This window comes from Rhodococcus sp. IEGM 1306 (assembly GCF_036541985.1).
Lineage (GTDB): Bacteria > Actinomycetota > Actinomycetes > Mycobacteriales > Mycobacteriaceae > Rhodococcus_F > Rhodococcus_F qingshengii.
Window position 1 is genome coordinate 168109 of the sequence record NZ_JAZHFF010000003.1, and the last position, 25574, is coordinate 193682.

Below are 25574 nucleotides of genomic sequence, written 5' to 3' on the forward strand. Positions count from 1 at the left end.
ATGAGTCTGCAAGCTCTGGGAATCACCAGCGGTTACCATCGCAACCGGCCAGTTCTCGAGAACGTCTCGCTCGAGATTCCGCCTGGGAAACTGATCGGCCTGACCGGTCCTTCGGGCACCGGAAAATCAACACTTGCAAGGATTCTCGCCTCACTGGACGCGCCGTGGTCAGGCGAAGTGCGGATCGACGGATCGCCCGTTGTGGGTACCAAATTCTCGGTACCCACAGCACTGCGCGGCACGGTGTCCATGCTGTTTCAGTCACCTCGCGCATCAACCGACCCTCGGCAGACGCTCGCCTCGATCATCGGCCAACCCGGTGATATTGCCGGTAGGACAATCGATGTGGCCGAACTGGCAGCAGAAGTGGGCCTCACTCCCGATCTCTTGTCGCGCAGACCGCACCAGGTCAGCGACGGCCAACTGCAGCGAGCCTGCCTGGCGAGATCGCTGGCGCAACAACCGAAATACCTCATCTGCGACGAGGCGACGGCGATGCTCGACGCTGCCACGACGGCCGCGCTCGTTCGGCTGATCGAGAGTCGCGCCACCGAAATCGGCGTCGGCGTACTACTTATCAGCCATGATCGAGAATTACTCGACGCCTGCTGCGACCTGGTCCACGACCTCGACAGTATTAGCGCTTAGAGTGTGTTGCCAATCCTGATCGGGTAGTTCGCGGGCGAGTGTCAATGCACGTCGCGTTATGCGATTTCGGATGAGGTGTGGGTTGCGATCGGTCCGTTGTTCACGAAGGCGAAGGCGACCGGTGAACCGCCGGGAGATCGGCGCACGGTGGTCGAGGCGACTGCGTGGCTGTTGCGGACGGGAGGCCCGTGGCGCGACGTGCCGGAGCGGTTCGGAACTGGACCACGCTCTACAAGAATTTCAACTCGGACTGAGATCGTCATTGCCGCCTGCACCAAAGAGGCGCTTACTGATCACACGGCGCCGTGAACGACACCGGTTTGCCGGTGGCGCGCGCATACGCGATCTCGCGGCGTGTGGACTCGCCGATGTATCCGCGTGGGTTGACGACCAGCACCCGATCAGCCAGGTCGATTTTGCGCAGGTGGAGCGCGTCAAGCAGGGCCTTCTGCTCAACAGAGATCGCCTCGTCTGCTTCACCCGGCGCGACGACGATCACGCCCGCGAACGTCAGGTCGCGGTTCGCCACCCGCATCTCTTCAGCGAACCGCGCAGAGCCGCAAATACAGACAACCTCAGGTCGATCAGGCACGGTTCAGTCTCTCATCTGCCACCTCGAGCAACAGACCCCAGCCCGAACGAAATTGACCCTTGACTCGAACGAATGTTCGAGTATTCTTCATGTAGGGGATCGGGGGATTCAATGAGTGTCTATCTGTCGGACGTGGTTTCGGGTTCTGCGGTGGGGTTGCGCAAACGCCTGTGGCAGTTGACGGCTGCGGAATTGCGTGCTGCTGCTATCGAGGCGAGTGCGGAGATTCTGCGTCTGGAAGCTGTTCGGGTGGCGGTGGTCGACGAGTTGTCGTTGCGCCCGGATGATCAGGTGATCGCCAGCCGCGGGGTCGGTGCGTGGTTGGCGGCGAACACGATGCTGCAGGTGCGGGACGGGAAGAAGATCGCCGCCCTCGGTGCTGCGCTGCGGCCGTTTCCGGCAGTGGCGGCTCGGTTCGATTGCGGGGATTGTTCGTTCGAGCACGCCGTGTTGATCGTGGCGTTCTGCGAGTCACCGCCGAAGGGGATGCCGGAGGAAGCGCTACCGAAGTGCATCGACTTGTTGTTGGCTGCCGCCTCCGGTGTGGAGGCCACGACGACGAAGGTGCGGAACGTGATCGCGACGTTGGAGCGAATCTTCGAATCCGATGAGATTCCACCAGCCGAAGACGTCGACCGCAACGAACTCCGCATCGCCTCGACCTTGAATGGTCGAGTGGTAGTGCGTGGCGATTTCGACGCCCTCACCGGCGAAATGCTGCTGTCGGCCCTGTCGAACCTGACAATGCCCACCCCGGCACCCGATGGAACCCCGGACGCAAGGTCGGCGGCGAAGCGGACCGCGGACGGGTTCACCGAACTGATCCGCCGCTACCTGGACTGCGCCAAGACCGGCATGGATGGTGGTCAGCGGCCGCACGTGAACGTGCACATCGACGCCCGGGATCTCGCCGAGCACCGCGACTGCGCAGCATCTTCCGCTGCCACTGATGCCGACGAGGAAGACTCACTTGATCTAGATCTGTCGGATCTCGATGTCGGGCACATGCCCTGGCTCGGACCACTCTCGATCTCGCAAACCAGGCTTCTCGGGTGCGACTGCTTCCTGTCCACTGTCCTACTCGATGATCACGGCGCACCGCTCGATGCGAAACCAGGGAAACGATTGGTCACCGCCGAACAACGCGTCGCCCTGATCGCCCGCGACAAAGGCTGCGCGTTCCCCGGCTGCACGTGTGTGCCCGCCTGGACCGATGCGCACCATATTCGGCACTGGGCCAATGGCGGCCCGACCGTGATGAACAACCTGGTCCTGCTGTGCCGTTCACATCACCGGCTGATGCACCGCAAATCCGGGTTCGTCGGCAAGTGGGAGATCCGGATCGGGGTCGACAACAAACCCTGGTTCATCCCACCACCCTCGATCGACCCGCAGCGGCACCCGCGGCCGGCGAACACCACCTTCAAAACCTGAGAATAACTCGGGCATACAACTTCACGCCAGGTCCGCATCGGAGGGAGCACCTCCGATGCGGACCTGGCGTGCGTTCATGTTGGTCAGCCTGCAACCGTCAAGTCGTAGAGGGTCACTCCGTCCACCGTTGTGGCGGTGAAGTTTTCGGTCACCCACGTCGAGATGGCGGTAGCGGTGCCTTCGGCGTTCATACCGCCACCCATCCCCCCGCCGGCGATGAAGAAGTGAATCTTGCCCTCTGCCACGTACTGCTGGAACTGCGCGAGCGTCGGGGACGGATCGCTCCCGTTGAAGCCTCCGATAGCCATGACCGGTGACTGCGTCGCAAGCTGATAGCCCGAGGCGCTGTTGGATCCTATTGCCGCGGCGACCCACGTGAACTGGTCGGAGTTCTCTTCGAGTGTGGACACGACCGCAGCTCCCGGTGTGCTGCCCTGAAGCAAACCACCGGCCGCCCCGCCGCCCATTGCGCCGCGTGTTCCGTCAGTGGTCGATGTGGTGCCGCCCGGAACCGTTGCACCCCCTGGTATCTGACCCATTCCCGCAGGCGGCACCCCCAGTGTCCCTGTCCCTGCCCCGGTACCGTCCGTCCGGCGGTTGCCGCCATCAGCCATGCCACCGAATCCGCCGAATCCTCCACGACCACCGCCGGGCCCGCCCATTCCACCTTCGACGCTCGGTCCGGCCGAAACTATGGAACCTGTGTGCGGGGTGTTGATCGTGTCGATCGCGTACGCAGTCGGACCCGCCAGACCGGTGAAGATCGCCGTGAGAATCACTGCCACAGCCAATCGACCTCGCGTCACTGCCGGGATCAGCACTGCTACAGCAGCGACGATGCCGACGACCAGAATCGCCCAGCGAAGCCACGGTACGAACGAAGGCGAGCGTCCGAGCAGAACCCACGCCATCGCAATGGTTGCGGCCAACGACACTGCCAGAACGAGGCGAACCCAGAGAACGTCACGATGACGCCAAGCGAATACGGATCCTGAACCGATCAGTGCGGCGATCGCCGGCGCCAACGCAACCGTGTAGTACGCGTGGAAGATTCCCGCCATGAAACTGAAGGTCAGTCCGGTCACCAACAGCCACAGTCCCCAGACGATGAATGAAGCGCGCTGTGTGTCGACGCGCGGCGCCTTGCCCCGCAGCACGATTCCAGCCACCAGAAGAATCAGTGCGGCAGGAATCAGCCAGGCAATCTGGCCGCCCTGGGCAGATTCGAACAATCGGGTGATGCCGGTACTCCCCCACATACCACCGCCTGCCCCGCCCCCTGGTGCCATACCTCCCGCTGCCATACCACCTGCGGCCTCGCCCATTCCGGGGAAACCACCGACAGCACCGGTCGCAGCGTCACCAGCACCGCGCATTCCGCCGCCGCCGACGCTTCCGGTCTCGTTGCCGCTCAGGCGTCCGAGTCCGTTGTAGCCGAGCGTCAGTTCGAGAATCGAGTTGTTCTGCGAACCACCGATCCACGGACGTGAGTCGGCCGGCCACAGTTCGACGATTGCCAACCACCATCCGGCGGAGACGATCAGCCCGCCCAGTGCAGCGAACAGTTGAAGTACCCGCTTACCCAGTTTCGGCGGACCGGCGATCAGGTAGGTGAGCGCCAGTGGCGGTACCACCAACATGACCTGTAATTGCTTTGTCAGGAAACCGAATCCACAAAAGACACCGACCAACACGAGCCAGCGGGTGCGACCATCCTGAACCGCGCGCATCATCGCCCACACCGCCGCGATCATCAGGAGCACCAGCAGGGCATCCGGGTTGTTGAACCGGAACATCAGCGCCGCGACGGGAGTGAGAGCAAGAACCAAACCGGCGAGGAGGCCGGCGGCCGCACCGAAGTACCGTCGCACCGTTCCCCACAACAACGCTACCGACCCGACACCGAGCAGCGCCTGCGGCACCAACATCGCCCAGGAATTGAGTCCGAAGATGCGAACCGACAGCGACATCAACCACAGGGACATCGGGGGTTTGTCGACGGTGATCGAGTTGGCGGCGTCCGAGGATCCGAAGAAGAAGGCCTTCCAGGACACCGAACCTGCCTGTACCGCAGCGGCATAGAACGAGTTGGCCCAACCGGATGCGCCGAGACCCCAGATGTAGGCGACTCCGGTGCCCACCAACAGCACTCCGAGCGCCCACGGTTCCCAGCGCGCCTGACGTGGCGGTTCCGGCGCCGGGACGGGTGCGGCCAATCTCTCTGCAGTGGCGGTCATCGATTAGCTCCTACGGGTTGTGCGGTGCGAAACACCCAGCGCAGTGCGATGAATCGACTCACTGTGGCAACAAGATTGGCAATGACGAGTACTGCAAGTTCGACGTGCTTCGACGCGTCAGGCGCCACAACGTCGAGGACGAACAACGATCCGCTGGTGAGCAGTAGACCGAACCCGAACACGAGCAGGCCCTGCATCTGGTGACGGGCGGATCCCTCCGACCCGCGAATCCCGAAGGTGAAGGCTCGATTGGCGGCGGTATTGAACACTGCCGTCACCAGCAATGCGACGGCGTTGGCCCACTGCGCACCCATCACCGAGTGCAGTGCGAGGTAAAGCAGCGCATACGCGAGCGTCGAAATGACGCCCACCACGGCAAAGCGTGAGAGCTGCCCGACCATTCCGCGAGGAACTCCGGGAACCAGTGGTTCACGTCCGAAACTCGCCCTGAGCTCGGCCAGTGGGAGCGAGCCGGTCGACAGTGCTCGCCCGACTCGGACCACACCTTTCAGGTCGGCGACTGCCGTGGCGACGATGTCTACCCGACTGTCCGGGTCGTCCACCCAGTCGACGGGCACCTCGTGAATCCGCATGCCCGCTCGCTCGGCCAACACGAGCAGTTCGGTGTCGAAGAACCACCCGGTGTCCTCCACCAGCGGAAGTAGTTGCCGCGCAACATCGACGCGCATGGCTTTGAATCCGCACTGGGCGTCGGAGAAGCGAGCGTGCAGTGCACTTCGGAGAATGAGGTTGTAGCTACGCGAGATGAACTCACGCTTGGGGCCGCGCACCACGCGCGACGATCGTGCCAGCCGGGAACCGATGGCGATGTCCGAGTGCCCGGAGAGCAACGGAGCAATCAACGGCATCAGGGCGTTGAGGTCGGTGGAGAGGTCGACGTCCATGTATGCGACCACATCCGCGTCGGAGTCGCTCCACACCTGCCGCAATGCTCGGCCGCGACCCTTCGCGTCCAGGTGGACGACCCGGACGTCGTCGAATTCTTCGGCGAGGGAACGTGCGAGCGCCAACGTGCCGTCGACACTGGCGTTGTCCGCGATGGTAATTCGTGCAGAAAATGGCACCTGTGTGCGTAAATGCCGGCGCAGGCGCCGCACGCACGTCTCGAGGCCTGCCTCTTCGTTGTATACCGGGACGACCACGTCCAGCACTACAGTCGTCGCGGAAAGCTCCCCTGCGTCCGTGCTGCCCGCGGTCTGCATGGCTTCTGTCGTCATGCGTCCTAGATTTGTCGGGCCGGCTCCGACGAACCTGCGTCCAGCCTGGGAGTTTCCTGGCAACCGGACGCGGGCTAATCTCGGGGTATGCCTTCAGTCTTCAGCGCCATCATCAACGGAGATCTACCAGGACGTTTCGTATGGGAGGACGACGACGTTGTCGCGTTCTTGACCATCGCACCGGTCACGCAAGGTCACGTGCTTGTCGTACCGCGCGCCGAGGTCGATCAGTGGCAGGACGTAGATCCTGACCTCTTTGCCAAGGTCACCGCGGTTGCACGCAACCTGGGTCAGGCCGTGAGGAAGGCGTTCGACGCACCTCGGGCCGGTCTCCTCATCGCAGGTCTGGAAGTTCCGCATCTTCACGTTCACGTCTTCCCCGCGTACGACATGGGCAACTTCGACATCAGCGGCGCCGACACTTCGCCGTCACCCGAATCTCTCGACGAGGCACAGACCAAACTCAAGTCGGCACTGCGCGACCTCGGCTTCGAGGCAACCGTCTCGACTCGATGATCGCGTACCTTCGACCGAATTTCGCTGGCCGATAACTGGACTCCCCGCCGCAGCCTCCCCCGGAGGTTGCGGCGGTCGCATTTGTCGCTCCTACCGACCGTGACCTGCGATTGCACACCGAACAGTCCGTTTCGCGCTGTCGCGCGAGCACGAGTTTCGCTGCTACCGTGGGGCGCCGGTCCGGGACCTAGGGCCCTAAAACTAGTTCACGTGTTAACAGTCGGAGGACAAGGGAGCAATGCAGGAACGTGCCAAGATCAGTCGCCGACAGATTCTTCAAGGCGCTGCTGATCGGTTCGAAGTCACGGGGTACGGCAGCACGAGCATGAACGACATCGTGTCCGCGGCACGGATGACCAAGGGTGCGGTCTATTTTCACTTCTCGTCCAAAGACGAATTGGCCCAAGCCGTCATGGAAGAGCAACACCAGATCTCGATCTCGGCTTTCTCCGCGGTAGCAGCCACGGGCGCACCGGCACTGGAACAGCTCGTGATGGTGTGCCACGAGATGGGCCGCCAACTCGTCGCGGACTCGATTGTTCGTGCGGGAGTCCGGCTTAACCTCGAATTGGCCTCCGTCGACGGTTCGCAAGGCCCGTACCTCGCGTGGATCCGCGACCTTCGAAAACTGGCCGAGACCGCGAAGCTCGAAGGCGATATCCGCGAAGACGTGGAGCCGGAATCGGTGGGTCGCGTGGTGATCTCGGCGTTCACCGGCGTTCAGCTGGTATCGAACGTACTCACCCGACGAAGCGATTTGAACGATCGTATCGACGAGTTGTTCTCGTTGCTCTTGGCCGGTGTGGTCTCGGACAAGCGCCGCACCGAGGTCGCCGACCTGGTCGGATGCCGCCTCGAAACCTATGCGTCCTGACCCCGGAACACCCTGACAATCGATTGATTCGGCGTATCGGCACCGAACCGTGCGCCAACCTTCGTCGATTCGTACAAGACCCCCCGTCGTCGACTCACTATCGTCAGATCCACGAATAACCCAGATAGACGGATACCGACGAAAGGCTTCTCGAATGACCGAAACCGCCACGTACGTTGAGAGCGCACAGCAGGAGATCGCTGCTGTACTGGCCGAAGCGAAGACCGATGCGTTCGTCCACGCACGCGACATCGATTCGGGCGAAGAGTTCGGCTACGGCGCTGACGAGGGTGTCATCCTCGCCTCCGTTTTCAAGATTCCTGTCGTGCTGCAGTACGCCCGCGAAGTTGCGGCCGGCACCCTTGATCCGACCGAGCACGCCACCGTGACCGCCGAGTTCCGCTCCGGCGGCATCGGTATCGGCGGTTGCGCCGACGACGTCACGGCCAGTTGGCGAGATCTCGCTCTGCTCATGATGAGCTTCAGCGACAACGCCGCCACCGATTTCCTGTACGAGCGTCTCGGACTCGACAACATCGTCGCGACGCTGCGTGGGCTCGGTTTGGAGAAGACCAACTTGGTTCGTGACTGCCGCGGTCTGTTCAAATCGGTCTACGACGACCTCGGCGTCGACAAGGGCACCTTGCTGGAAATGCCCCCGATCGAAATTCTCCGGACAATTTCCGTCATGGATCCGGCTCGCTCCAACTCCAGCACTCCTCGTGAGATCACAATGTTGCTGGCTGCAATCTGGAAGGACGAAGCAGGGCCCGCCTCAGCCTGTGAAGAAGTCCGAACGATCATGAGCAAGCAGGTCTGGCCACACCGACTTTCGTCCGGGTTCCCCGACGAGGTCACCGTCGCCGCCAAGACCGGAACGCTGGGATTGGTACGAAACGAAGCCGGTGTCGTGGCGTACCCCGACGGCAAGCGTTACGCCGTCGGCGTCTTCACCAAGTCCCACGAACTCACGCATCGCGCCCCGAAGATCGACGCCTCGATCGGAACCGTCGGCCGCATCGCCGTCGAAGCACTCCGCAACAGCTGAGCAGTACCCGCTGACAGAAGTGCGGGTCGCGCTGAGAAATCAGCACGACCCGCACTTTTCGGCTTTCGAGCTAGCGCGGACCGCGCAGACGAAGGTGCACCATCAAGCGGAACCGGACGTTGGGATCGTCGAGATCCAACGCGGCCATACCCTTGAGCTTACTTAGACGATACCGAAAGGTATTGGGGTGCACGTGCAATGACGCTGCAGCGTCACCGACATCGCCGAAGGCATTGAGCCACGCATCGAGAGTGTCGACGAACGAGGTCGCATGAGCAGCATCGTGGCTGGCGATCGCCTCGATGGGCCCCAGGTCCGAAAACCCTTCGGCTGCGGCTTCCGACGCAATCTCGAGCAGAATGGCGTCGACGTGGACGCTGCTGAAAGTGGCGACGCTGCCCGACGCTCGTCCCGCCAACAACACTTCGAGGGCATGTTCGGCGTCACGCTTCGATCGGCTCAACTGTGCCGGCCTGGTCACGACCCGACCGATTCCGATGATCGTGTCGCCGGACGCTCCGGTACGGTCCAGGAAATCCGAAGCCACACGGAACGCCTGCAGTTCGGCTTCGGCCGGGGAATGCCCGCGAACGGACAGCACTGCGTAGCCGGTCCCGTTGACCAAGGCAGCCGCCGACTGTGAGTGGACGGCGCCGAGGTGCATGGCCAGAGCGTCGGTCAGTCGCACCACGTGGGCAGCGTCATCGGGTTTCGACGAACCTTCGAAAGACCTTCGGCCCAAAGCCATTACGAGTGCCGGGCCGGTTCCGAGGCCGAGGCGGTTCATCGCGTCGACCGCACCGGTCCCACCGTCGAGAAGGGTTGCGATCAGGTCTGCGCGCAGTCGACGTTCGGCGTCCGCGCCGCCGCGCAAACGCAACATCTGCAGCGCGATCAACCCTGCCGAATCGCGCAAGGCTCGCATCCGGTCCTCGGACATCGGCTCACCGGTTGCCACCCACATGGAGCCGAGGAACTCGTCGCCGGCCCGGATGGACACGGCGATACGACCCATTTTCGTACCGAGGGTCTCGGCCGAGACCCACACCGGATCGTCGCTGCGATAGAGCCGGTCGAAAACCCCTGCTTCTTCGAGCACCCGAATGTACTGGTCAGGAACTTGCCGCTCCAGAACGGTCGCGATACGTGGACCGTCTCCTTCTTCCTGGCGGCCTGAGAAGGCGATGACCCGCGAGCTTCGGTCCTCGATCGTGATCGGCGCGTCCAGCAGCGCACTGACGGCGTTGGCGAAGGCGAACAGATCGCCCGCCGGACCACCCCCGCGTGAATGGATGTGCCCGACTTCGTTCCGGGCCGAGAGCACCGAATGAAGCAGGCTTGTCAGCTGAACCCACGAGACTCCGCGGGCCAACGTCAATACGACGACGCCCGAGGACATGATGGATTCGCGGTCTGCGTCGCTGACCTCGGTGGTCACTCGCGCAACCACCACTCGCACTCCGCGCTCGGCCAGTCCTGCGACGGACTCCGCGATGCGTTCGCCGCCGGTGATGCCGACCAGCAGCACCATGGAGTCGGGCGTCGAGGGTGAGTCGTCGTCGGGGTCGTGAATGACCACCGAAGCGATCTCCTCGACCGCCTCCGGGTCACCGACAACCGGATTCAGCACCGTAGTTCCCACGTCTTCGAGAAGCCGCACCAAACTGATGCGAGGTCGTACGGTGCCCACGTCTATCACTCCTTCGTCCTGTGAACGAAGTGTGTCATAGTGATTCGTCAAAACCGATCCATGCCGATCCATTCGACCGACGTGGTAATCGCTTCGAGCAGGTCAGGGATCGGTTCGACGCCGATACCCGGTCCTTCCGGGACCTTCACGTAACCGTTGTCGAGAACGAACGGCTCGGTGATGTCTTCGGCGAAGTACCGGTCGGAAGCCGACGTATCGCCTGGTAGGACAAATCCGGGGAGCGCGGCAAGAGCAACGTTGGCGGCTCGACCGATTCCGGTCTCGAGCATTCCGCCGCACCACACGGCAATTCCGTTGGCCTTGCAGACGTCGTGGATACGGCGCGATTCGAGATAGCCGCCGACACGTCCCGGTTTGATGTTCACCACGCTGCACGCACCGATGGCCAATGCGTCGGCGGTGACCTTGGCGGAGGTGATCGACTCGTCGAGGCAGACCGGCGTCCGCATCATCTCGGCCAGCCTGGCATGGCCGCGTAGTTCCTCTTCGGGAAGCGGCTGCTCGATCAGCAGGAGGTCGAAGTCGTCGAGCCGCTGGAGATGGCGCGCGTCAGCCAGGGTGTACGCGGTGTTCGCGTCGACTTGGAGGAGTACGTTTTCGCCGAACTGCTCGCGGACCGCGCGAACCGGCTCGATGTCCCAGCCCGGTTCGATCTTCAGTTTGATCCGAAGGTATCCGGCGTCGAGGAAGCCGCCTACCTCCTCGAGCAGTTCGTCGATCGAGTTCTTGATACCCACCGAGACACCGGCCGGTACGCGATCGACTACTGCGCCGAGGTACGAAGACATGCTCGTCCCGCAGGCGCGCAACTCGGCGTCGAGGAAAGCGGTTTCCAAGGCCGCTTTGGCCATCGGGTGTCCGGCGAACTGTTCCATCGCGGCGCTCAGTGCGTGCACGTCGGGATCGGTGAGTTCGCCCAGAGACGGGATCAGGAACTTGCGAAGTACTTCGGCGGCGCCGTCCGTGTATTCGGAGCAGTAGCGAGGCTCGGACATCGCTACGCACTCGCCCCAGCCCTCCGACTCGGAGGTGACGACCTTGACGAACAGCACGTCCTTGGTGGTCTCCGTGCCGAACGAGGTCCGGAACGGCGCCTTCAACGGCAGTGCTGCCCGGCGTAATTCAACTCCGTCGATCTTCACGAGGTAACCTCCGCTGTTGTCCTGCCTGCCTGCGTTCCCGGCGCACGGTCCAGGACATACTTTCCGGTCCTGGTGACAGCGAGAACCACCCCGTTCTCGGCGAGCACACCGCCGAGAGTCTCGCGGACTGCCAGACGCCAGTCGTTCGCTGCCGCCGGATCCGACTTACGTAGTGCGTACACGTCATTCGGTGTAGCCACCGTGACGAAACGATTCTTCGTCGACTTCAACACGGGCAGGCCGGCTTCGGAGATGGACAACAGTTCGCTGGCTCCCAACGACTCGGGAGTCGGGACCTCTCCCGAACCGGCGACGACGTCGGAAACCTTGCTGCTACCGATTTCCCAGTCGATCAGCAACCGGTCGCTGTCTGCGCCGCCGTTGAGACTGTCGTTCATCGGCGCGTAGAAACGCGGCAGATACTGGATCGGGAACGCACCGAGTTTCGAGACGTTGAAGTAGGCATTGCGCGCGACGAGCGGGTCGAAAGTCCACCGCACGTGGAGAATTCCCCGTTCCAGTGCCCACGCTCGCTGGAACAGTTTCAACGCGAGGCCGATGTGCCCGTTCTGCACGTTCGGGAGGATCCCCGTGATGTGTGAATGCAACGAACGATGTTGCGGTTCCTCGAAGAATGCGACCGAGCCGCCGATCAGATCTCCGCCACGAAAAGCGCCGGCGACGTAGTTACCGGAGTGCGCGAGCGCTTTCATCATGTCCCGATGGACGGGAGGGTTACCGCTCTCCGGCTGCCATACCTTCTCGAACAGACCGAATACCTGTTCCAACTCGGCATGTCCGGTGACGGTTTCGATAGTCACACATGCAAGCAGAGCGGCCTGCTCGGCCTGGCTGATAGCTTGCCGCATCCGTGAAGGCGATACACCTCCGAATGGTTGAACGGTCTTGCGTTGGACATTGTTCGGCGACGTCATCGTCACAGTCCTCCCTCCAGGATTCGAGTCACCAGACCGGCCAACAAGGTGGCGCGCGGGATCATCTGATCTATCTCTACGTGTTCTGTCGCTGCGTGGGCACCACCGCCGACGGCGCCGAGGCCGTCCAACGTGGGAGTTCCGACTGCGGCAGTGAAGTTTCCGTCCGAGGCGCCGCCCACAGCGCAGTCGCGAAGCATTCCCAGCCCGTTCTCGCTGCTGACCTGGTGAGCGAGAAAGTACAGCTTCTCCGACGACACGGACTCCAAGGGCCCACGGTTGGGTCCTCCGGACACCGAAATTCGACTCTCGGCCAGCACCGGCGTCAGTGCGCGGATCGAACGATCGATGCGTTCCTGTTCCTTCGCCGACCACATGCGAACGTCGCACCACAGTTTCGCCTGCGCTGCAACGGTATTGGTGGTGGTACCGCCACTGATCACGGACGGCACCACCGACGTTCCCGCCGACGGGTCCGCGAGCTCCACCACAGCCTGAATCTGATGTGCGAGTTCCACGACAGCGTTCACGCCTCGCTCCGGTTCCAGGCCGGCGTGTGCTGCGCGTCCTTCGATGTCGACGCAGTACAGCGACATTCCCTTGCGCGCTGTCTTCACCGCGCCGTCGGCCGCGGCTTCGAGGACCAGCACCGCGTCGACCTGACGTGCTTGGTCCTCGATCAGTGCGCGCGAGGTCGGGGAGCCGATTTCCTCGTCGGAATTGAGGAGCACGACCACCCCGTCCAGCGACGGAAGAGACGCCAACGCATGGAAGAGCTGGACGATGCCGGCCTTCATGTCGAAGACTCCGGGTCCGGTGGCGATGTTGTCGGTGACCGACCACGGCAACTCCGCGAGCGTTCCGAGCGGCCAGACGGTGTCGAAATGGCCCAGAAGCATCACCTTCGGCTCCGCGCCGAACGACCAGCGCAAGTGCTGGCGACCGTCGATGCGGATACGTTCGGGAGCGCTTCCAAGATGACGTTCGCCGATTTCGGCCACCACGTCCGCACATGCATCGACTGCGCCGAGATCGGAACTGGGCGACTCGGCGGTTACCAACGCCGCCAGGTCCGCCACCATTGATTTCTTGTCCACTCCGACGCTCTCCTGTCACCGACTTGCAACTTCGCAGTCAAGCTTGGTCGAAGCGGCCCTGTCGGATCTTGTCCAAGACTCCTGTCCTTCGGGCTCGGATTCGTCGTGTGTCACCAACAGCTGGGTGCAACAAGCAGGTGCGTCAGGTTCCGATCTCGGTTCGGGCGGCAAACAGTTCGGGGAAGAAGCTCAACTCCAGCGCACGTTGCAAGAACCCGGCACCACCACTCGAACCGCCGGTCCCCTTCTTCATGCCGATCACTCGCAGCACGGTCCGAAGGTGCCGGAACCGCCACAGCTGAAAGCTCTCCTCCAGGTCGACCAACTCCTCGAACGCCTCGTACGCGGTCCAGTGCTGCTCGACGTTCTCGTAGATTGCTTTGACCAGCGGAATCAGTTCGTAGTTTCGCACGTAGGGCGCGCTGACGTCTCGCTCGAGAGCCGACGCCGGAACGTCGTAACCCTGCCTGGACAAGTACCGCCAGAACTCGTCGTACAGTGTCGGCTCCCCGAGCAGGGTCTCCAACAATCGATGGGCGGACGGATCCGATTCGAACACCTTCAGCATGCCCGCGTTCTTGTTTCCGAGCACGAATTCCACGGCGCGGTACTGGTACGACTGGAACCCCGAGGAGTTACCGAGAACGCCCCTGAACTCCGCATACTCCGCCGGTGTCAGTGTCGCCAGCACGGACCACTGTTCGGTGAGAGTGGCCTGGATGTGTTTGACGCGTGCGATCCGCTTGAATGCGACGCGAATGTCGTCGGCAGCGATCGCTGCTCTGGCCGCCCGTATCTCGTGGAGAAACAGCTTGAGCCACAACTCGCTGGTCTGGTGCTGAATGATGAACAGAAGTTCGTCATGGTGTTCGGGCTCGCTCACCGGGTGCTGCGAATCCAGAAGGGTGTCGAGTCCGAGGTAGGCCCCGTAACTCATCTTCTCGGAAAAATCGGTGACGACGTCGTCTTCGATCTTTCGTGTGCCGTCCGTTGCCGACATCTTCGGTCTCCTTCTCAGAATTTCGCCGGGGTCTGCGGAACGATCATGGCCACCAATGCGGCAGCGCTCGTCGCTCCGACCAGGACTCCGAATGCAGCCATGTACGAGAACTGGTCCACCATCCATCCCATCACGAGCGGAGTGATGAAACCGGCGAACTGACCACACCCGTTGATCAAACCCATTCCGGAACCGAGGAATTCGGAGGGAAGTGCCCGCAACGGCATCGCGAAGATCGACATCGAGCACAGACCGCTGATGCCGAGAGCCAAGGTCTCGTAGAACGTGAACATCGCGACGGTGTCAGCAGTCGTCATCAGGAACAACAGGACGGCCGACGTGGCCATACACGGAACCAGAAGAATCCGAGCCCGGTCGTGGAAGTACTTGTCCACCAACCGCCCGCCCACAATCGTGGCCAGCGCCGTGACGATGAAGGGGATCGCGGCAAAGATTCCCGTATCGATCAGCGATAGTCCCTTGTCGTTGAGCAGATAACTCGGCACCCAGGTCATCAGCCCGTACGCGGACATGTTGGCCAGACAGAACAGAATCGCGAACTTCCACACCGACGCGGACTTGAACACCGCGGCGCGGGAGTGCTCGCTCGCGAGGGGTTGCAGCGCAGCCTCCGGATCTTCCGAGATTTCGGTGTCCAACGGCGCCGGCAGCACCAACCACACCACCGTGCCGATCACGGCGCCGACGATCGCCACCAGCCAGAACGCGTCACGCCACCCCACGGCCATGAGGACCGGCGCGATGATCAGCGGTGCGATGCCGGGGCCGAGGTTGTTGGCGCCGAGCATGAAACCCATCGCGGTCGCTCTGGTTTTCGGACGCGTCCGCTCAGCCAAAGCCTTGAACGACGCCGCCGGAAAGAGCCCCTGGCTGATGCCGAACATCGCACGCATGACCATCAACGAGATGAGCCCCCACGCGAACCCTGTCAATGCTGTGAACACCGACCACAGGATCAAAGCAACGATCAACAGCGGCCTGGGTCCGAAGCGGTCGGCCAACATTCCGCCGGGAACCTGCCCGAGCATGTAGAAGATCGCGAAGACCGAGACCACGCCACCCAACTGCGTACTGCTGAGCGAGAATTCGTCGCCGATCATCGGAAGCGCAAGCCCGATCATGACGCGATCCACCATGTCGATCAACCAGATAGTACTGAGCAGCCCCACTGTAACGGTGGTCGTGCGACGAATCGACTTGTTGTCCATCATGTTTCGAACCGAACCGTCGACCCTCCGCGATGATTCTTCCACTGTGACGCGTTCTGCCTTCATCAAGCCTCCCGAATTGTCTTGTGCCGCATGGACTGGAACATTGAAAGACTGATGAAGTGTGACAGCGAACACGTCTACCGCATTGGTCCGTTTCACCAATACCCGAAGCAACGTTTGGTTGTTCGGAACATGTTCTGCCCCAATAGATGACAAATGCCGCCGACGCACACGGCGTCGGCGGCATTTCGCGATAGAGTCGCTACTTCATTACGTGCGATTGGCGACTGCGATAATCGTCGAGACACCTGCGGCTGCAAGCCGAGCATTGACAGTGATCAGACCGAGAATGTCGTCGACGCTACCGAGCGTGTGCGAAATCGTGCGGTCCGAAATCCGTCGCGAGCCGGGAACGGCCTCGGCGAGTTCGGCTCCCGTCGTGGTGGGGTGAACGATCTCGAGGGTCCATTCGTCACGCAGCTCGACCGGCTTCAGTGTGTCGGCCTTGCGCACTGCACGCTCGGCGCCTGCTCGGATCTGCTCGCACGCCAGCGAAGGCGGCAGCGAATTGGTTGCCGACCATCCGTGCGCCTTCTTGACCTCGACGGTCTCGGTTGTCGGCGAGGCCGCATCCACCAGGCCACAGATGATGTCGTCACCCGTCACCAACCCGACGGGAACGCCCTGCGTGGCGGCATAGAGGGTGTTGACGTCGGTCTCGGAGACGGACTTACCGTCGAGGCGGACGTCGGCGAACAAACTCGAGAACGTGTGCGCCAGAACGCCGGGGCCGCCGGCAGGTGCGTGGTAGCCGACGAACAGTGCGACGTCGTGATCGGACGTCAGCCCCTCCGCCATGCACTGCATCTTCGGTGTTCCGAAGATCAGACGCGCCCGCGGATCCAGGTCTGCGTGAAGCAGGTTGTCCATCGTTCCGTGGCTGTCGTTGACCAGGACGCTCGTCGCACCGGCGTCGAACGCACCCGCGATCGCAGCGTTGGTCTCGGCGGTCATGAGCATCTGCGCACGGTGGTAGCCGCCACCGCCACGGATCGTCTGATCGAGCGTCGCGATACCCGCGATACCCTCCATGTCCACCGAAATATAGACGTGCATTTCCTGTCCTCCATCGATCTCAATCGGCCGAATTGATAACTTCGCTTTCACCTTCACACTCGGCTGCATTCGTTTCTTGTCCGGTCGAACGGTGAGTCGGCCTCCATTTGGGACGTTCACACCAGATTCCGCTACCCGAGCCGTGAAACCATCGGGACATTCGCCGGGCCAGGCGGTTCGACCAACGACAGGAGTGCAGCGCTGATGCAGGTCCACGACATCGTGTTCACCGGCGGCCGCGTCGTCGATCCCGCATCGGGGACCGACGAGGTTCGGGGTATCGCGATCACCGGCGGCAAGGTCTCCGCGTGGGGTCACGACGCGATCGAAGCCCGGCAGACGATCGACGTGACCGGTCAGGTGATCTGCCCCGGATTCATCGACCTGCACAGCCACGGGCAGGAAATCGCCGAGCAGCGACTTCAAGCGTTGGACGGAGTCACGACGGCCCTCGAACTGGAGGCCGGCGTCATTCCCGTCGCGAAAGCATATGCGCGAGCCGGTGCCGAGGGACGCCCGATCAACTACGGCTACGCGACGTCGTGGGCGCACGCCCGAATGATCGAGCTCTCGGGAGCCGATCCCGACGGCGACATCAGGACTCTCCTGCACCATCTCGGTTCCCCGAGCTGGCAGGGCGAGCCCACCGCCTCCCAGCGTGCACACATTCTCGAACTCCTCGAAAACGATCTGGCCGCAGGCGCTCTCGGCATCGGCGTCGTCGTCGGGTACGCCCCGAAATCCGATCCGGTGGAGTACTTGCAGGTGGCGGATCTCGCGGCCCGAGCCGGTGTCCCCACCTACACCCATGCGCGCCCGCTCATCTCGGCCGATCCGTCGAGCCCGGTGGACGGCGCCGTCGAAATCGCCCGTGCAGCAGCCGAAACCGGTGCACACATGCACTACTGCCACGTCAACAGCACCTCGGGGATGCACGTCGACCACGCGCTGTCGGTGGTGGCGCAGGTCCAAGCAGCCGGATCACGCGTCACGACGGAGGCGTATCCGTACGGTTCCGGGTCGACGGCCGTCGGAGCTGCGTTTCTCGATCCGGACAAGCTGCACCTGATGAATCTGACACCACGGTCGCTGACATTCGTGCCCACCGGTGAACGTATCGCGGACCGCAAACAGCTCGAACACCTTCGGGCCACCGACCCCGGTGGGCTGGTACTGGTGGAGTTCCTCGACGAAAACGACACCGTGCAGCGCGAATTCCTCGAACGGGCGATGACTTTCGACCGCGCCGCCATCGCGAGCGACGCGATGCCACTGACCTGGCCCGGCCGTACACCCGCCGATGCTTTGCAGTGGCCATTGCCCGAAAAAGCACTCGGTCATCCCCGCGGCGCCGGCACCTACGCACGCGCGATTCGTACGCTGTATCGCGAGCGTCAACTGCTGTCGTTGTCGGAGATCATCGCGCGCTGCTCGTTGATCCCCGCGCAGATCCTCGAGGAGTCGGTTCCCTCGATGGCGACGAAAGGTCGGATCAGCCCCGGTAGCGACGCCGACATCCTCGTTTTCGATCCCGAGCGGATCACCGACAACGCCACCTACATCGACGGCACCCGTCCCTCCAGCGGAATCAGCCGCGTGCTGGTCGGCGGAGTACCCGTCGTCGAAGGCGGTGTCGTGGTCGAGGACGCGCTGCCCGGTCGCCCGGTACGCCGCTCGTAGCCGAATCACGTTCTGACCTGCATAGTTCTGACAGAAAGTCACCACACATGAACACATCGTCTGCAATCAACGGCACAATCGATGCCATGACGGATTTCGCGAACCCCCCGATCGGTTGGCAGCACAAGGCCTTCGGCACCGACCTCGAAGGTCGCGACGGTTCAGACCTCGAGCCGCTGGGGATCTCGGCACTCGACGGCAACCTCCTGCTGCCGGTGATGACACTCAACCGTGCAGCGATCGCGCACAACATCGACCTCATGGCGCAGTTCTGCTCCGATCACGATGTGGACCTGGCGCCCCACGCGAAGACCACGATGAGCCCCGAACTGGTTCGTCGGCAACTCGACGCCGGGGCATGGGCTATGACGGCGGCAACCGTTGCGCAGGCACGCATCCTGCGTGAGTTCGGTGTGGACACCATCGTCATCGCCAGCCAGGTTCTCGATCCCGCCGGCATTCGGTGGATCTGCGACGCCCAGGCCACCGATCCCGATTTCTTCGTCACCACCCTCGTCGACTCCGTCGAGAGCGTCCGGTTGATGGAACAGTTGATCGCGAAAGTCTCACCGGCCAGCCGTATCCGGGTTCTCGTCGAGTTGGGCTACGACAGCGGGCGCGCCGGCGCTCGCACGGTCGAGCAGGCACTCGATGTTGCACGCGCAGCGTCGCAGGCTCCTTCGTTGATTCTCACCGGAGTCGAGGGGTTCGAGGGCATGATGCCAGGAGCCTCGGTAGCCGCCCGCCGTATCTCCGTCGATTCGTATCTCAAATCCGCGCGGGTGTTCACGGAAATCTGTGTGGCCGAGAACCTGTTCGAGAACAACTCCGCGAAGGCTCCCCGGCCGCTGGTCACTTTCGGCGGCAGTGCATTTCACGATCTAGTGGTGCGCGAACTGGCCGGGCGGTGGGCACTCGACAACGGCGTACGCGTCGTACTGCGCAGTGGTTGTTACATCACCCATGATCACGGTCTCTATGCCGAGACTTCGCCGTGGGCGGACGGTCCGCGAACTCTGCAGGGAGCCGCAGAAGTCTGGGGTGTCGTGCTGTCGATTCCGGAACCCGGCCGCGCGATCCTGGGTTTCGGGCGTCGCGATGTCGGTTCCGACGCAGGCTTTCCCATCGTCCTGTGGCACCGACGCGACGGATCCAACCGCTCGGCGCGAGAACTGACCATCACCGCGCTCAACGACCAGCACGCGTACGTCGACGTTCCGGCTGACTTCGACGTGACCGTCGGCGATCTGCTCGGTTGCGGAATCTCGCATCCGTGCACCACTTTCGACAAGTGGTCACTGATTCCCGAGGTCGACTCGGAATACCGCGTCGTCGGCACGGTGCACACCTACTTCTGAGAAACAGCTCCCTTAAGTCCTCGTCAGTCGTCCTTCGGGTCACGCGGCAATTCGACGCGGAACGTCGTTCCCAGCCCGAGGGCCGTCTCGACGCCGACGGTTCCGTCGTGCGCTGCAACCAAAGCCGAGACGATGGACAGGCCGAGACCGGCGCCCCCGGTCTCGCGGGTGCGAGAGGTGTCCGCGCGATAGAAACGCTCGAAGATACGCGCGGCATCCTCGTCACTCAAACCCTGACCGGTATCCGAAACTTCGACCACCGCGGAGTTCTCGGTCGTACCGACACGAACGGTGACCTGCGCATCGGGCGGCGTGTGTTTGATCGCGTTGCCCACCAGATTGGCGACGACCTGACGCAGTCTGGCCTCGTCACCGTGCACCTCGGGCAGCCCTGGGCCGCCGGTCATCTGAAGTTTGACAGTTCGATCCGGTGCAATCGCACGCGCCGCCTGCACCGAATCAGCCGCAACTGCAAGCAGATCCACCGGCTTGTTCTCGAGCGGTCGCTGTTCGTCGAGCCTGGCCAACATGAGCAGATCCTCGACCAGAAGTCCCATCCTCGACGCCTCGCCCTCGATCCGGTTCATCAGCGTTTCCGTATCGGTCATGGCCCCTTGGCGATACAACTCGGCGAATCCACGAATAGTCGTCAAGGGTGTGCGCAACTCGTGGCTCGCGTCGCCGACAAATCTACGCATCTTCTCCTCGGAACGCCGTGCTGATTCCTCCGAAGCCTCGGTCGCCGCAAATGCGTGTTGAATCTGCGCGAGCATTCCGTTGAGCGCCACGGACAGTCGGCCGACCTCGGTGCGGTCGTCACGCTCCGGAACGCGGCGATGAAGGTCGCCGGCGGCAATGGCAGCGGCAGTTTCCTCCACCTCGACCAGCGGACGAAGGCTCCGACGAACCACGAAATACGCTCCGCCGCCCAGGATCAGCAGGACAACCAGGCCGATGCCGAGTTGCAGACCGACCAAGTCGTCGACGGTCTGCTCGTTATCCGTCAGTCGCACACCGATAGTCGTGGTCGTGCCGTCGCGGACCGTCGTGAGAACTCGCCAGTTCACGTCCGAACCGTCACTCGATCCGACGGTGATCGGGCCGTTGGTGGAATCTTTCGACAGGTCGGGTTCCGTGGTCGTCGACCTGTCGTTCAGAATGATCACCCGTCCGTCCGGGGTCACTGTCCGGACGAAGAAGGGGCTGGGTGGGCGGGTGCCCGGGCCGACGTCACTGGGCGGCTGTAGATCTCTGGTGTGCGGCTTCGCCCAACCGTCGACCGCCTCGTACAGCGTTTTGTCGGTCCGCTGGGTCAGCGAATTCTCGAGAGCAGAAGTGACCGCCACGCCCGACGCCAACAAACCCAGCGCGGCCAACACCAGCAAAGCTGCAACCAGTGTGAAGCGCAGCGGCAGTGAATGGAGACGGAAACGACCCCGCTTCGGAAGCTGATCGTTTTCCGCGGCGGCGATCATTGCCGCGGTTCACGCATCACGTAGCCGACCCCACGCAATGTGTGAATCAGCGGTGTCTCCCCCGTATCCACCTTGCGACGCAGGTAGGACACGTAGGACTCGACAACTCCGACCTCCCCGCCGAAGTCGTAGTTCCAGACGTGGTCGAGAATCCGCGGCTTGCTGAGGACCGTCCCGGCGTTGACCATGAAGTAACGAAGCAGTGTGAACTCGGTGGGTGAGAGTGCGACCAGTTCGCCCTTCTTCCAGACCTCACGGGTGTCGTCGTCGAGTTCGATGTCGGCGAACTTCACGCGCGGCGACTGCTCCGGCGCGACACCGCGACCGGCACGGCGCAGGATGACCCGCAACCTCGTCACGACCTCTTCGAGGCTGAACGGCTTGGTGACGTAGTCGTCCGCGCCGAGGGTCAGACCACTGATCTTGTCGTCAAGCGAATCCTTCGCCGTCAGAAACAGGACCGGCGCGTCCACGCCGTCGGCGCGGAGGCGTCGAAGCAGACCGAAGCCGTCCATCCCGGGCATCATGACGTCGAGAACAATCGCGTCGGGACGGAAAGTACGTGCGACGTCCAGGCCTTGGGCGCCGCTCGAAGCAGTTGCCACCTCGAAACCCTGGAACCGGAGGCTCACGGAGAGCAACTCCACGATGGTGGGTTCGTCGTCTACGACGAGGATGCGGGCTTCAGGGGTCTTGTCGGTCACGAGAACCATCTTCTCCCTTGGCACTGGAATCCCGCTGTATGTTCCCTGGGAGCTTCCTGTGAACGGCCGAGTGCAGGTGAAAAGCTGAGTGCAGGTGAAAAGCTGGGGCGCAGGGCCCACGAACCGGAAGGACGCGGCATGTCACTGCCTCCACTGTGGAACAGAGACTGCTTGACCTGGCGCATTCCTCTGTTCACCAACAACACCGATCCCGGCGAGGATCCCGGCTTCGCGCCACCGGAGTCTTGGGCACAAGCCCTTGCTGCTGTTGCCCAAGATCTGCGTTGTCTGCGATTCGGGCCTGAAGTGGTTGTCGATCGTCTGATCTGGGAATTTTCGATCAACAGCGACTACAACGTCACGATCGGCTGGCAAGGCGCACGCGACATCGGCGGATTCAGCCACTTCGACGCAATGCCGATGGACGACGCAATGCCGATGGACGACGCAATATCGATGGACACTGCATTCGCGGACGCTGCGGTGTGGGTCGCCGATATCGTTCAGACCAAATTGGCCGGCTACGACTTCGTCCAGTGGCCGAGCCGAGGGCGCCATCTGCTTGTTCCTCGACGTCGAGACGGGGAACCGGTGTGGATGGATCCGCACGGTGACGTGACGGTCGGTCGCATCGGAGAGTTGTGCAAAAATGCGACCAACTATGCAGCAACCTAGCTCAGTTCAAATCGCTCAGCTCTATGGTCCGGTGGCGTCTGCGTTGGTCGGCGGCGTGGTGGCCGCATACGCAGTGGCCGAGTCGCGAGTGGACGACTTCTCGTTCTCCGACGACGGCGTTACCTCGGTGGTGATCACGCCGCAGTGGGCGGGAGCAACCGCCGCGGTAGTTGCCGCGGTCGGCGTTGCGCTACTGCATCGCTGGGGACGTGGCGGATTCGCGAGTGTCTTCGCTGCGGCCGGCGCCCTCGCCATCGCGCTACCGACCTTCGTTTCGATCTCCGCCCAAATGTCGGTGACTCTGAATGCAGTCGGGGCCGGCGCTTTCCTCGCGGCGGCGGCATTTCCGGCGAAGGGGCACCGCGGAGCACAAATCGCTCTCGCACTCGGGGTGATCACGACGACCCTGTACTTCGGCGCCGCGGACTTGTGGCGCGATCGCGTCGCGCGATGGTCACTCACACTTCCAGGTGATACCTATCCCGTGCCGTCCACGGTTCCCGTCTGGATTCTGCTCGCTGCAACTCTTCTCGTGGGCGGGGTCGCTTCAGTCGCACGCTCAGAGCAGGCACCGGACGACGTCGACACACGCCTGGTGACGCTGGGAGTTGTTCTGCCTCTGGCATTCACGGCTCTCTATGTGTGGTTGGGCTCGCCGTCGACATCACATGGGTTCTGGTTGACTGCAGTGGGGATCGCGGTTGCCGCAACCGTCGCACTGGCTTGGCAGTTGCCCCCACTCGACGGTCGTTTCATACTCGTCGGACTGGCAGTCAGCGCGGTTTCGGTCGGCACGATCCGCTTTTCGTCCGACTGGACTTGGGCGATACCCGCGAGCGCTGCTGCCCTGGCGCTGGGCGTCGTCGTCGGCTGGAAAAGGCCGATGCCCCAACTCGGGCTGGGACTACTTGCCGTGACCACACTCTCGGGACTGCTGGGTGCCGCCCCGACCATGGTTGCCCACATCCTCGTCCTCCCGCTTGCGCTGGGACTGGCCGTCGCGTCATGCGTGCCTGTTGCGGTCGGAGCAGTTTCGAGCGGGGCCGTACTGCCCTTCGCTCTTACGTTGTTCTCGGTTTCAGCGACCTTCTTGGACCCGGCCGCGCAGGAATTCGGGTGGTCGAACGGTCCGTTCGCCGAACACGGCCCTGCCACGGTGAACACGTCGATTCCACTGGCCGTTCTCGCCGCGACGGCGACGATCGTGGTGGCCATGACGACCATCCATCTGAAGAGAGTTCGAACGGCGGTGGTGACCTAAATCGCCAGCTGATCGGGTCGGAACGCAGAATTCTGTTGCTATGGTTGGTTGGTCAACGACGACATCCGGACGAGCGCACCGTACCCGGCCAGCGAAAAGACGGTGCCTTGGGAGTTGTTCACCATGGCATGGATCGTGCTCGTCATTTCCGGACTTTTCGAAGCTGTCTGGGCTACCGCACTCGGTAAGTCCGACGGATTCAGCAAGATGTCACCCACCGTCGTCTTCGTCCTCGGCCTGATCGTCAGTATGGCTGGTCTGGCCTACGCAATGCGCACCCTTCCTATCGGGACTGCGTACGCGGTCTGGGTGGGCATCGGCGCTGCCCTCACCGTCGGATATGCGATGGTCACCGGCGCGGAGTCCACGTCGGTCGTCAAGATACTGCTGATCCTTGGCATCGTCGGTTGTGTCGTCGGTCTGAAGGTCCTTCACTGACCGGCGATCCTGGTGAGTGTTTGTGTGTTACCGGTTACAGTTAATGCATGAAACTGCTGGAGATGCTCACGCTTCCCCTACGCGCGGGCATTGCAGCCGCAGAGATCAGTTTGGGAATCGCGGAGCTGACGGTCACGACAGTTCGTATCGCCGTCGGTAATACCGGCGCCGTGACGGCGGGTGCTGCCGGCCTGGCAAGCCCCCGCGGACCCATGCAGATGATTCAGCAGTTGTCATCGCTTACTGCAGACGATCGGCCCATCGGGCAGGCCTTGGCCCCCGGTGGGCCGCTCGATCGACTTCTCTCACCCGGCGGTCCGGTGGATAAACTGACTGCACCCGACGGCACTCTCGAACGACTACTCGCTCCCGGCGGACCACTCGAAAGACTTCTGGCCCCGGGCGGCCCGTTGGATCGAGTGCTCGCCGAGAACGGCGCTTTGGAGCGGCTACTCGCCCCGGACGGATTGCTCGATCGAATGATGGCCGAGGACGGTCCGCTGGAACGCCTGACGGCACAGGACGGTGCCGTCGAACGCCTGACGGCCAAGGACGGCGTCATCGATCGCGCACTGGCCGAGAACGGCATCCTCGAAACACTCCTGGCAGAGAACGGCGCCTTCGAGCGGCTCATCGCCGAAGGCGGCCCGCTTGACCAGATCGTTGCACTGTCCGACACCTTGACTTCCCTCGCCCCCAACCTCGAGCGAATGAGTGCAAGCATCGAGGTACTTCAAGAAACCGTCGGAATCCTCAGTGCTGCAGTCGGTCCACTCGGAGAACTGGCCGGCAAACTTCCCAATCGGTGGCTCAAGAGCAAGAGCGAGCGCCCAGGGCCGGACCTTCCGATCGAGTCGGCATAACGAAGGGTTACTCGCCGATTACGCGGTCAGTTGTTGATCACGATATTGAGATTGATGATGATTCCGCCGAAAGTCAGGATCGTGTTGGCCAAGCCAACTGTCATTCCGCTGTTCAGAGCCGCGATCAGTCCGTTCATCGTCGTATCCCCTTCACTGTCTACGGGTTACGCGTACAAGATTGTGCGCTGGCGCTGACAATAGGCCAAGTTCGCGACCTGCGCGCCATTGCGGAGAAAACTTGTACCCCGGTCGCAGTTTTCACGTTAACTGTTGCAGGACAACATAATTCCAAGATCGGCG

At 62.6% G+C, this 25574-nt stretch carries 24 protein-coding genes and 1 riboswitch; of the genes, 12 read left to right on the top strand and 12 right to left on the bottom strand.

What is annotated here, in order from left to right; translation table 11 throughout:
- Nucleotides 1-648 carry an ABC transporter ATP-binding protein gene (locus V3587_RS10375; RefSeq protein WP_283376610.1) on the top strand — a complete coding sequence of 216 codons (648 nt, stop codon included), beginning with the start codon at nt 1-3 and terminating at the stop codon, nt 646-648.
- A gap of 75 nt (nt 649-723) precedes the next feature.
- Nucleotides 724-957, top strand: coding sequence for a transposase (locus V3587_RS30690; protein ID WP_411742235.1), 234 nt, complete (start codon nt 724-726; stop codon nt 955-957).
- Here the strand turns inward: V3587_RS30690 and V3587_RS10380 are convergent.
- Nucleotides 935-1177, bottom strand: a complete 243-nt coding sequence (locus V3587_RS10380; RefSeq protein WP_283376609.1) for a hypothetical protein — start codon at nt 1175-1177, stop codon at nt 935-937. The genes V3587_RS30690 and V3587_RS10380 overlap by 23 nt on opposite strands.
- Nucleotides 1178-1351: 174 nt before the next feature.
- Between V3587_RS10380 and V3587_RS10385 the strand changes: the two genes are divergently transcribed.
- Entirely contained in the window at nt 1352-2674 is a 1323-nt protein-coding gene (locus V3587_RS10385; protein ID WP_283376608.1) for an HNH endonuclease signature motif containing protein, read from the top strand.
- Nucleotides 2675-2757: 83 nt separating this feature from the next.
- On the opposite strand, the gene V3587_RS10390 is transcribed toward V3587_RS10385, so the two are convergent.
- Nucleotides 2758-4911: a glycosyltransferase family 39 protein gene (locus V3587_RS10390; protein WP_283376607.1), complete on the bottom strand. Its 2154-nt coding sequence runs from the start codon at nt 4909-4911 to the stop codon at nt 2758-2760.
- Nucleotides 4908-6149: a glycosyltransferase gene (locus V3587_RS10395; protein WP_124568799.1), complete on the bottom strand. Its 1242-nt coding sequence runs from the start codon at nt 6147-6149 to the stop codon at nt 4908-4910. Before V3587_RS10395 ends, V3587_RS10390 begins: the two co-directional genes overlap by 4 nt.
- Before the next feature lie 87 nt (nt 6150-6236).
- Here V3587_RS10395 and V3587_RS10400 point away from each other — a divergent pair, with 87 nt between their 5' ends.
- The 3 genes from V3587_RS10400 to V3587_RS10410 all read left to right on the top strand — a co-directional run bounded on the left by V3587_RS10400 (nt 6237) and on the right by V3587_RS10410 (nt 8587).
- Nucleotides 6237-6665 carry an HIT family protein gene (locus tag V3587_RS10400; RefSeq protein ID WP_095971444.1) on the top strand — a complete coding sequence of 143 codons (429 nt, stop codon included), beginning with the start codon at nt 6237-6239 and terminating at the stop codon, nt 6663-6665.
- 238 nt (nt 6666-6903) lie between these two features.
- On the top strand, nt 6904-7539 hold the full coding sequence (locus V3587_RS10405; protein ID WP_166811533.1) for a ScbR family autoregulator-binding transcription factor: 636 nt from the start codon (nt 6904-6906) through the stop codon (nt 7537-7539).
- A 154-nt stretch (nt 7540-7693) separates the two neighbouring features.
- Nucleotides 7694-8587, top strand: coding sequence for a serine hydrolase (locus V3587_RS10410; RefSeq protein WP_124568800.1), 894 nt, complete (start codon nt 7694-7696; stop codon nt 8585-8587).
- A 70-nt stretch (nt 8588-8657) separates the two neighbouring features.
- On the opposite strand, the gene V3587_RS10415 is transcribed toward V3587_RS10410, so the two are convergent.
- The 7 genes from V3587_RS10415 to V3587_RS10445 form a co-directional block, all read right to left on the bottom strand.
- Entirely contained in the window at nt 8658-10277 is a 1620-nt protein-coding gene (locus V3587_RS10415) for a PucR family transcriptional regulator (protein WP_095971487.1), read from the bottom strand.
- Between the two features lie 47 nt (nt 10278-10324).
- Entirely contained in the window at nt 10325-11440 is a 1116-nt protein-coding gene (menC, locus tag V3587_RS10420; protein WP_095971447.1) for an o-succinylbenzoate synthase, read from the bottom strand.
- On the bottom strand, nt 11437-12375 hold the full coding sequence (locus V3587_RS10425) for a GNAT family N-acetyltransferase (RefSeq protein ID WP_206029604.1): 939 nt from the start codon (nt 12373-12375) through the stop codon (nt 11437-11439). The genes menC and V3587_RS10425 overlap by 4 nt, the downstream gene beginning before the upstream one ends.
- A 2-nt stretch (nt 12376-12377) precedes the next feature.
- Nucleotides 12378-13472 carry a M20 family metallopeptidase gene (locus tag V3587_RS10430; protein ID WP_124568803.1) on the bottom strand — a complete coding sequence of 365 codons (1095 nt, stop codon included), beginning with the start codon at nt 13470-13472 and terminating at the stop codon, nt 12378-12380.
- Between the two features lie 142 nt (nt 13473-13614).
- Complete coding sequence (locus V3587_RS10435; RefSeq protein WP_283376606.1) at nt 13615-14472, bottom strand: tryptophan 2,3-dioxygenase; 858 nt, start codon at nt 14470-14472, stop codon at nt 13615-13617.
- A gap of 14 nt (nt 14473-14486) precedes the next feature.
- Nucleotides 14487-15767: an MFS transporter gene (locus tag V3587_RS10440; RefSeq protein ID WP_214886974.1), complete on the bottom strand. Its 1281-nt coding sequence runs from the start codon at nt 15765-15767 to the stop codon at nt 14487-14489.
- A 207-nt stretch (nt 15768-15974) separates the two neighbouring features.
- Nucleotides 15975-16820, bottom strand: coding sequence for a M55 family metallopeptidase (locus V3587_RS10445; protein WP_050655401.1), 846 nt, complete (start codon nt 16818-16820; stop codon nt 15975-15977).
- A gap of 204 nt (nt 16821-17024) precedes the next feature.
- On the opposite strand from V3587_RS10445, the gene V3587_RS10450 reads away from it, so the two are divergent.
- Nucleotides 17025-18500, top strand: coding sequence for an amidohydrolase family protein (locus tag V3587_RS10450; protein WP_124568805.1), 1476 nt, complete (start codon nt 17025-17027; stop codon nt 18498-18500).
- A gap of 47 nt (nt 18501-18547) precedes the next feature.
- Nucleotides 18548-19858, top strand: a complete 1311-nt coding sequence (locus V3587_RS10455; protein WP_283376605.1) for an alanine racemase — start codon at nt 18548-18550, stop codon at nt 19856-19858.
- A gap of 23 nt (nt 19859-19881) precedes the next feature.
- Here the strand turns inward: V3587_RS10455 and V3587_RS10460 are convergent, their stop codons facing one another.
- A complete protein-coding gene (locus tag V3587_RS10460; RefSeq protein WP_283376604.1) occupies nt 19882-21333 on the bottom strand; it encodes a sensor histidine kinase in 1452 nt (483 codons plus the stop codon).
- Complete coding sequence (locus tag V3587_RS10465; RefSeq protein WP_007734368.1) at nt 21330-22046, bottom strand: response regulator transcription factor; 717 nt, start codon at nt 22044-22046, stop codon at nt 21330-21332. Before V3587_RS10465 ends, V3587_RS10460 begins: the two co-directional genes overlap by 4 nt.
- A 129-nt stretch (nt 22047-22175) precedes the next feature.
- Between V3587_RS10465 and V3587_RS10470 the strand changes: the two genes are divergently transcribed.
- The 4 genes from V3587_RS10470 to V3587_RS10485 all read left to right on the top strand — a co-directional run bounded on the left by V3587_RS10470 (nt 22176) and on the right by V3587_RS10485 (nt 25274).
- Entirely contained in the window at nt 22176-22712 is a 537-nt protein-coding gene (locus V3587_RS10470) for a hypothetical protein (protein ID WP_283376603.1), read from the top strand.
- 31 nt (nt 22713-22743) lie between these two features.
- The gene (locus V3587_RS10475) at nt 22744-23973 is read left to right on the top strand and encodes a hypothetical protein (RefSeq protein WP_283376602.1); all 1230 of its coding nucleotides are present in this window, start codon (nt 22744-22746) and stop codon (nt 23971-23973) included.
- A 46-nt stretch (nt 23974-24019) separates the two neighbouring features.
- Nucleotides 24020-24082: riboswitch (guanidine-III (ykkC-III) riboswitch) on the top strand.
- Nucleotides 24083-24096: 14 nt separating this feature from the next.
- Nucleotides 24097-24411 (top strand): DMT family transporter, encoded by a 315-nt coding sequence (locus V3587_RS10480; RefSeq protein ID WP_095971489.1) that lies wholly within the window; start codon nt 24097-24099, stop codon nt 24409-24411.
- A gap of 47 nt (nt 24412-24458) precedes the next feature.
- The gene (locus V3587_RS10485; protein ID WP_095971455.1) at nt 24459-25274 is read left to right on the top strand and encodes an ABC transporter; all 816 of its coding nucleotides are present in this window, start codon (nt 24459-24461) and stop codon (nt 25272-25274) included.
- The last annotated feature ends 300 nt before the right edge of the window (nt 25275-25574 follow it).

Bases quoted from the DNA above. Each gene is read 5' to 3' on its own strand.
- V3587_RS10375 (WP_283376610.1), top strand. From the start codon at position 1: ATGAGTCTGCAAGCTCTGGGAATCACCAGCGGTTACCATCGCAACCGG.
- V3587_RS10385 (WP_283376608.1), top strand. From the start codon at position 1,352: ATGAGTGTCTATCTGTCGGACGTGGTTTCGGGTTCTGCGGTGGGGTTG.
- V3587_RS10390 (WP_283376607.1), bottom strand. From the start codon at position 4,911: ATGACCGCCACTGCAGAGAGATTGGCCGCACCCGTCCCGGCGCCGGAA.
- V3587_RS10395 (WP_124568799.1), bottom strand. From the start codon at position 6,149: ATGACGACAGAAGCCATGCAGACCGCGGGCAGCACGGACGCAGGGGAG.
- V3587_RS10400 (WP_095971444.1), top strand. From the start codon at position 6,237: ATGCCTTCAGTCTTCAGCGCCATCATCAACGGAGATCTACCAGGACGT.
- V3587_RS10405 (WP_166811533.1), top strand. From the start codon at position 6,904: ATGCAGGAACGTGCCAAGATCAGTCGCCGACAGATTCTTCAAGGCGCT.
- V3587_RS10410 (WP_124568800.1), top strand. From the start codon at position 7,694: ATGACCGAAACCGCCACGTACGTTGAGAGCGCACAGCAGGAGATCGCT.
- V3587_RS10425 (WP_206029604.1), bottom strand. From the start codon at position 12,375: ATGACGTCGCCGAACAATGTCCAACGCAAGACCGTTCAACCATTCGGA.
- V3587_RS10435 (WP_283376606.1), bottom strand. From the start codon at position 14,472: ATGTCGGCAACGGACGGCACACGAAAGATCGAAGACGACGTCGTCACC.
- V3587_RS10440 (WP_214886974.1), bottom strand. From the start codon at position 15,767: ATGAAGGCAGAACGCGTCACAGTGGAAGAATCATCGCGGAGGGTCGAC.
- V3587_RS10445 (WP_050655401.1), bottom strand. From the start codon at position 16,820: ATGCACGTCTATATTTCGGTGGACATGGAGGGTATCGCGGGTATCGCG.
- V3587_RS10450 (WP_124568805.1), top strand. From the start codon at position 17,025: ATGCAGGTCCACGACATCGTGTTCACCGGCGGCCGCGTCGTCGATCCC.
- V3587_RS10455 (WP_283376605.1), top strand. From the start codon at position 18,548: ATGAACACATCGTCTGCAATCAACGGCACAATCGATGCCATGACGGAT.
- V3587_RS10460 (WP_283376604.1), bottom strand. From the start codon at position 21,333: ATGATCGCCGCCGCGGAAAACGATCAGCTTCCGAAGCGGGGTCGTTTC.
- V3587_RS10465 (WP_007734368.1), bottom strand. From the start codon at position 22,046: ATGGTTCTCGTGACCGACAAGACCCCTGAAGCCCGCATCCTCGTCGTA.
- V3587_RS10470 (WP_283376603.1), top strand. From the start codon at position 22,176: ATGTCACTGCCTCCACTGTGGAACAGAGACTGCTTGACCTGGCGCATT.
- V3587_RS10480 (WP_095971489.1), top strand. From the start codon at position 24,097: ATGGCATGGATCGTGCTCGTCATTTCCGGACTTTTCGAAGCTGTCTGG.
- V3587_RS10485 (WP_095971455.1), top strand. From the start codon at position 24,459: ATGAAACTGCTGGAGATGCTCACGCTTCCCCTACGCGCGGGCATTGCA.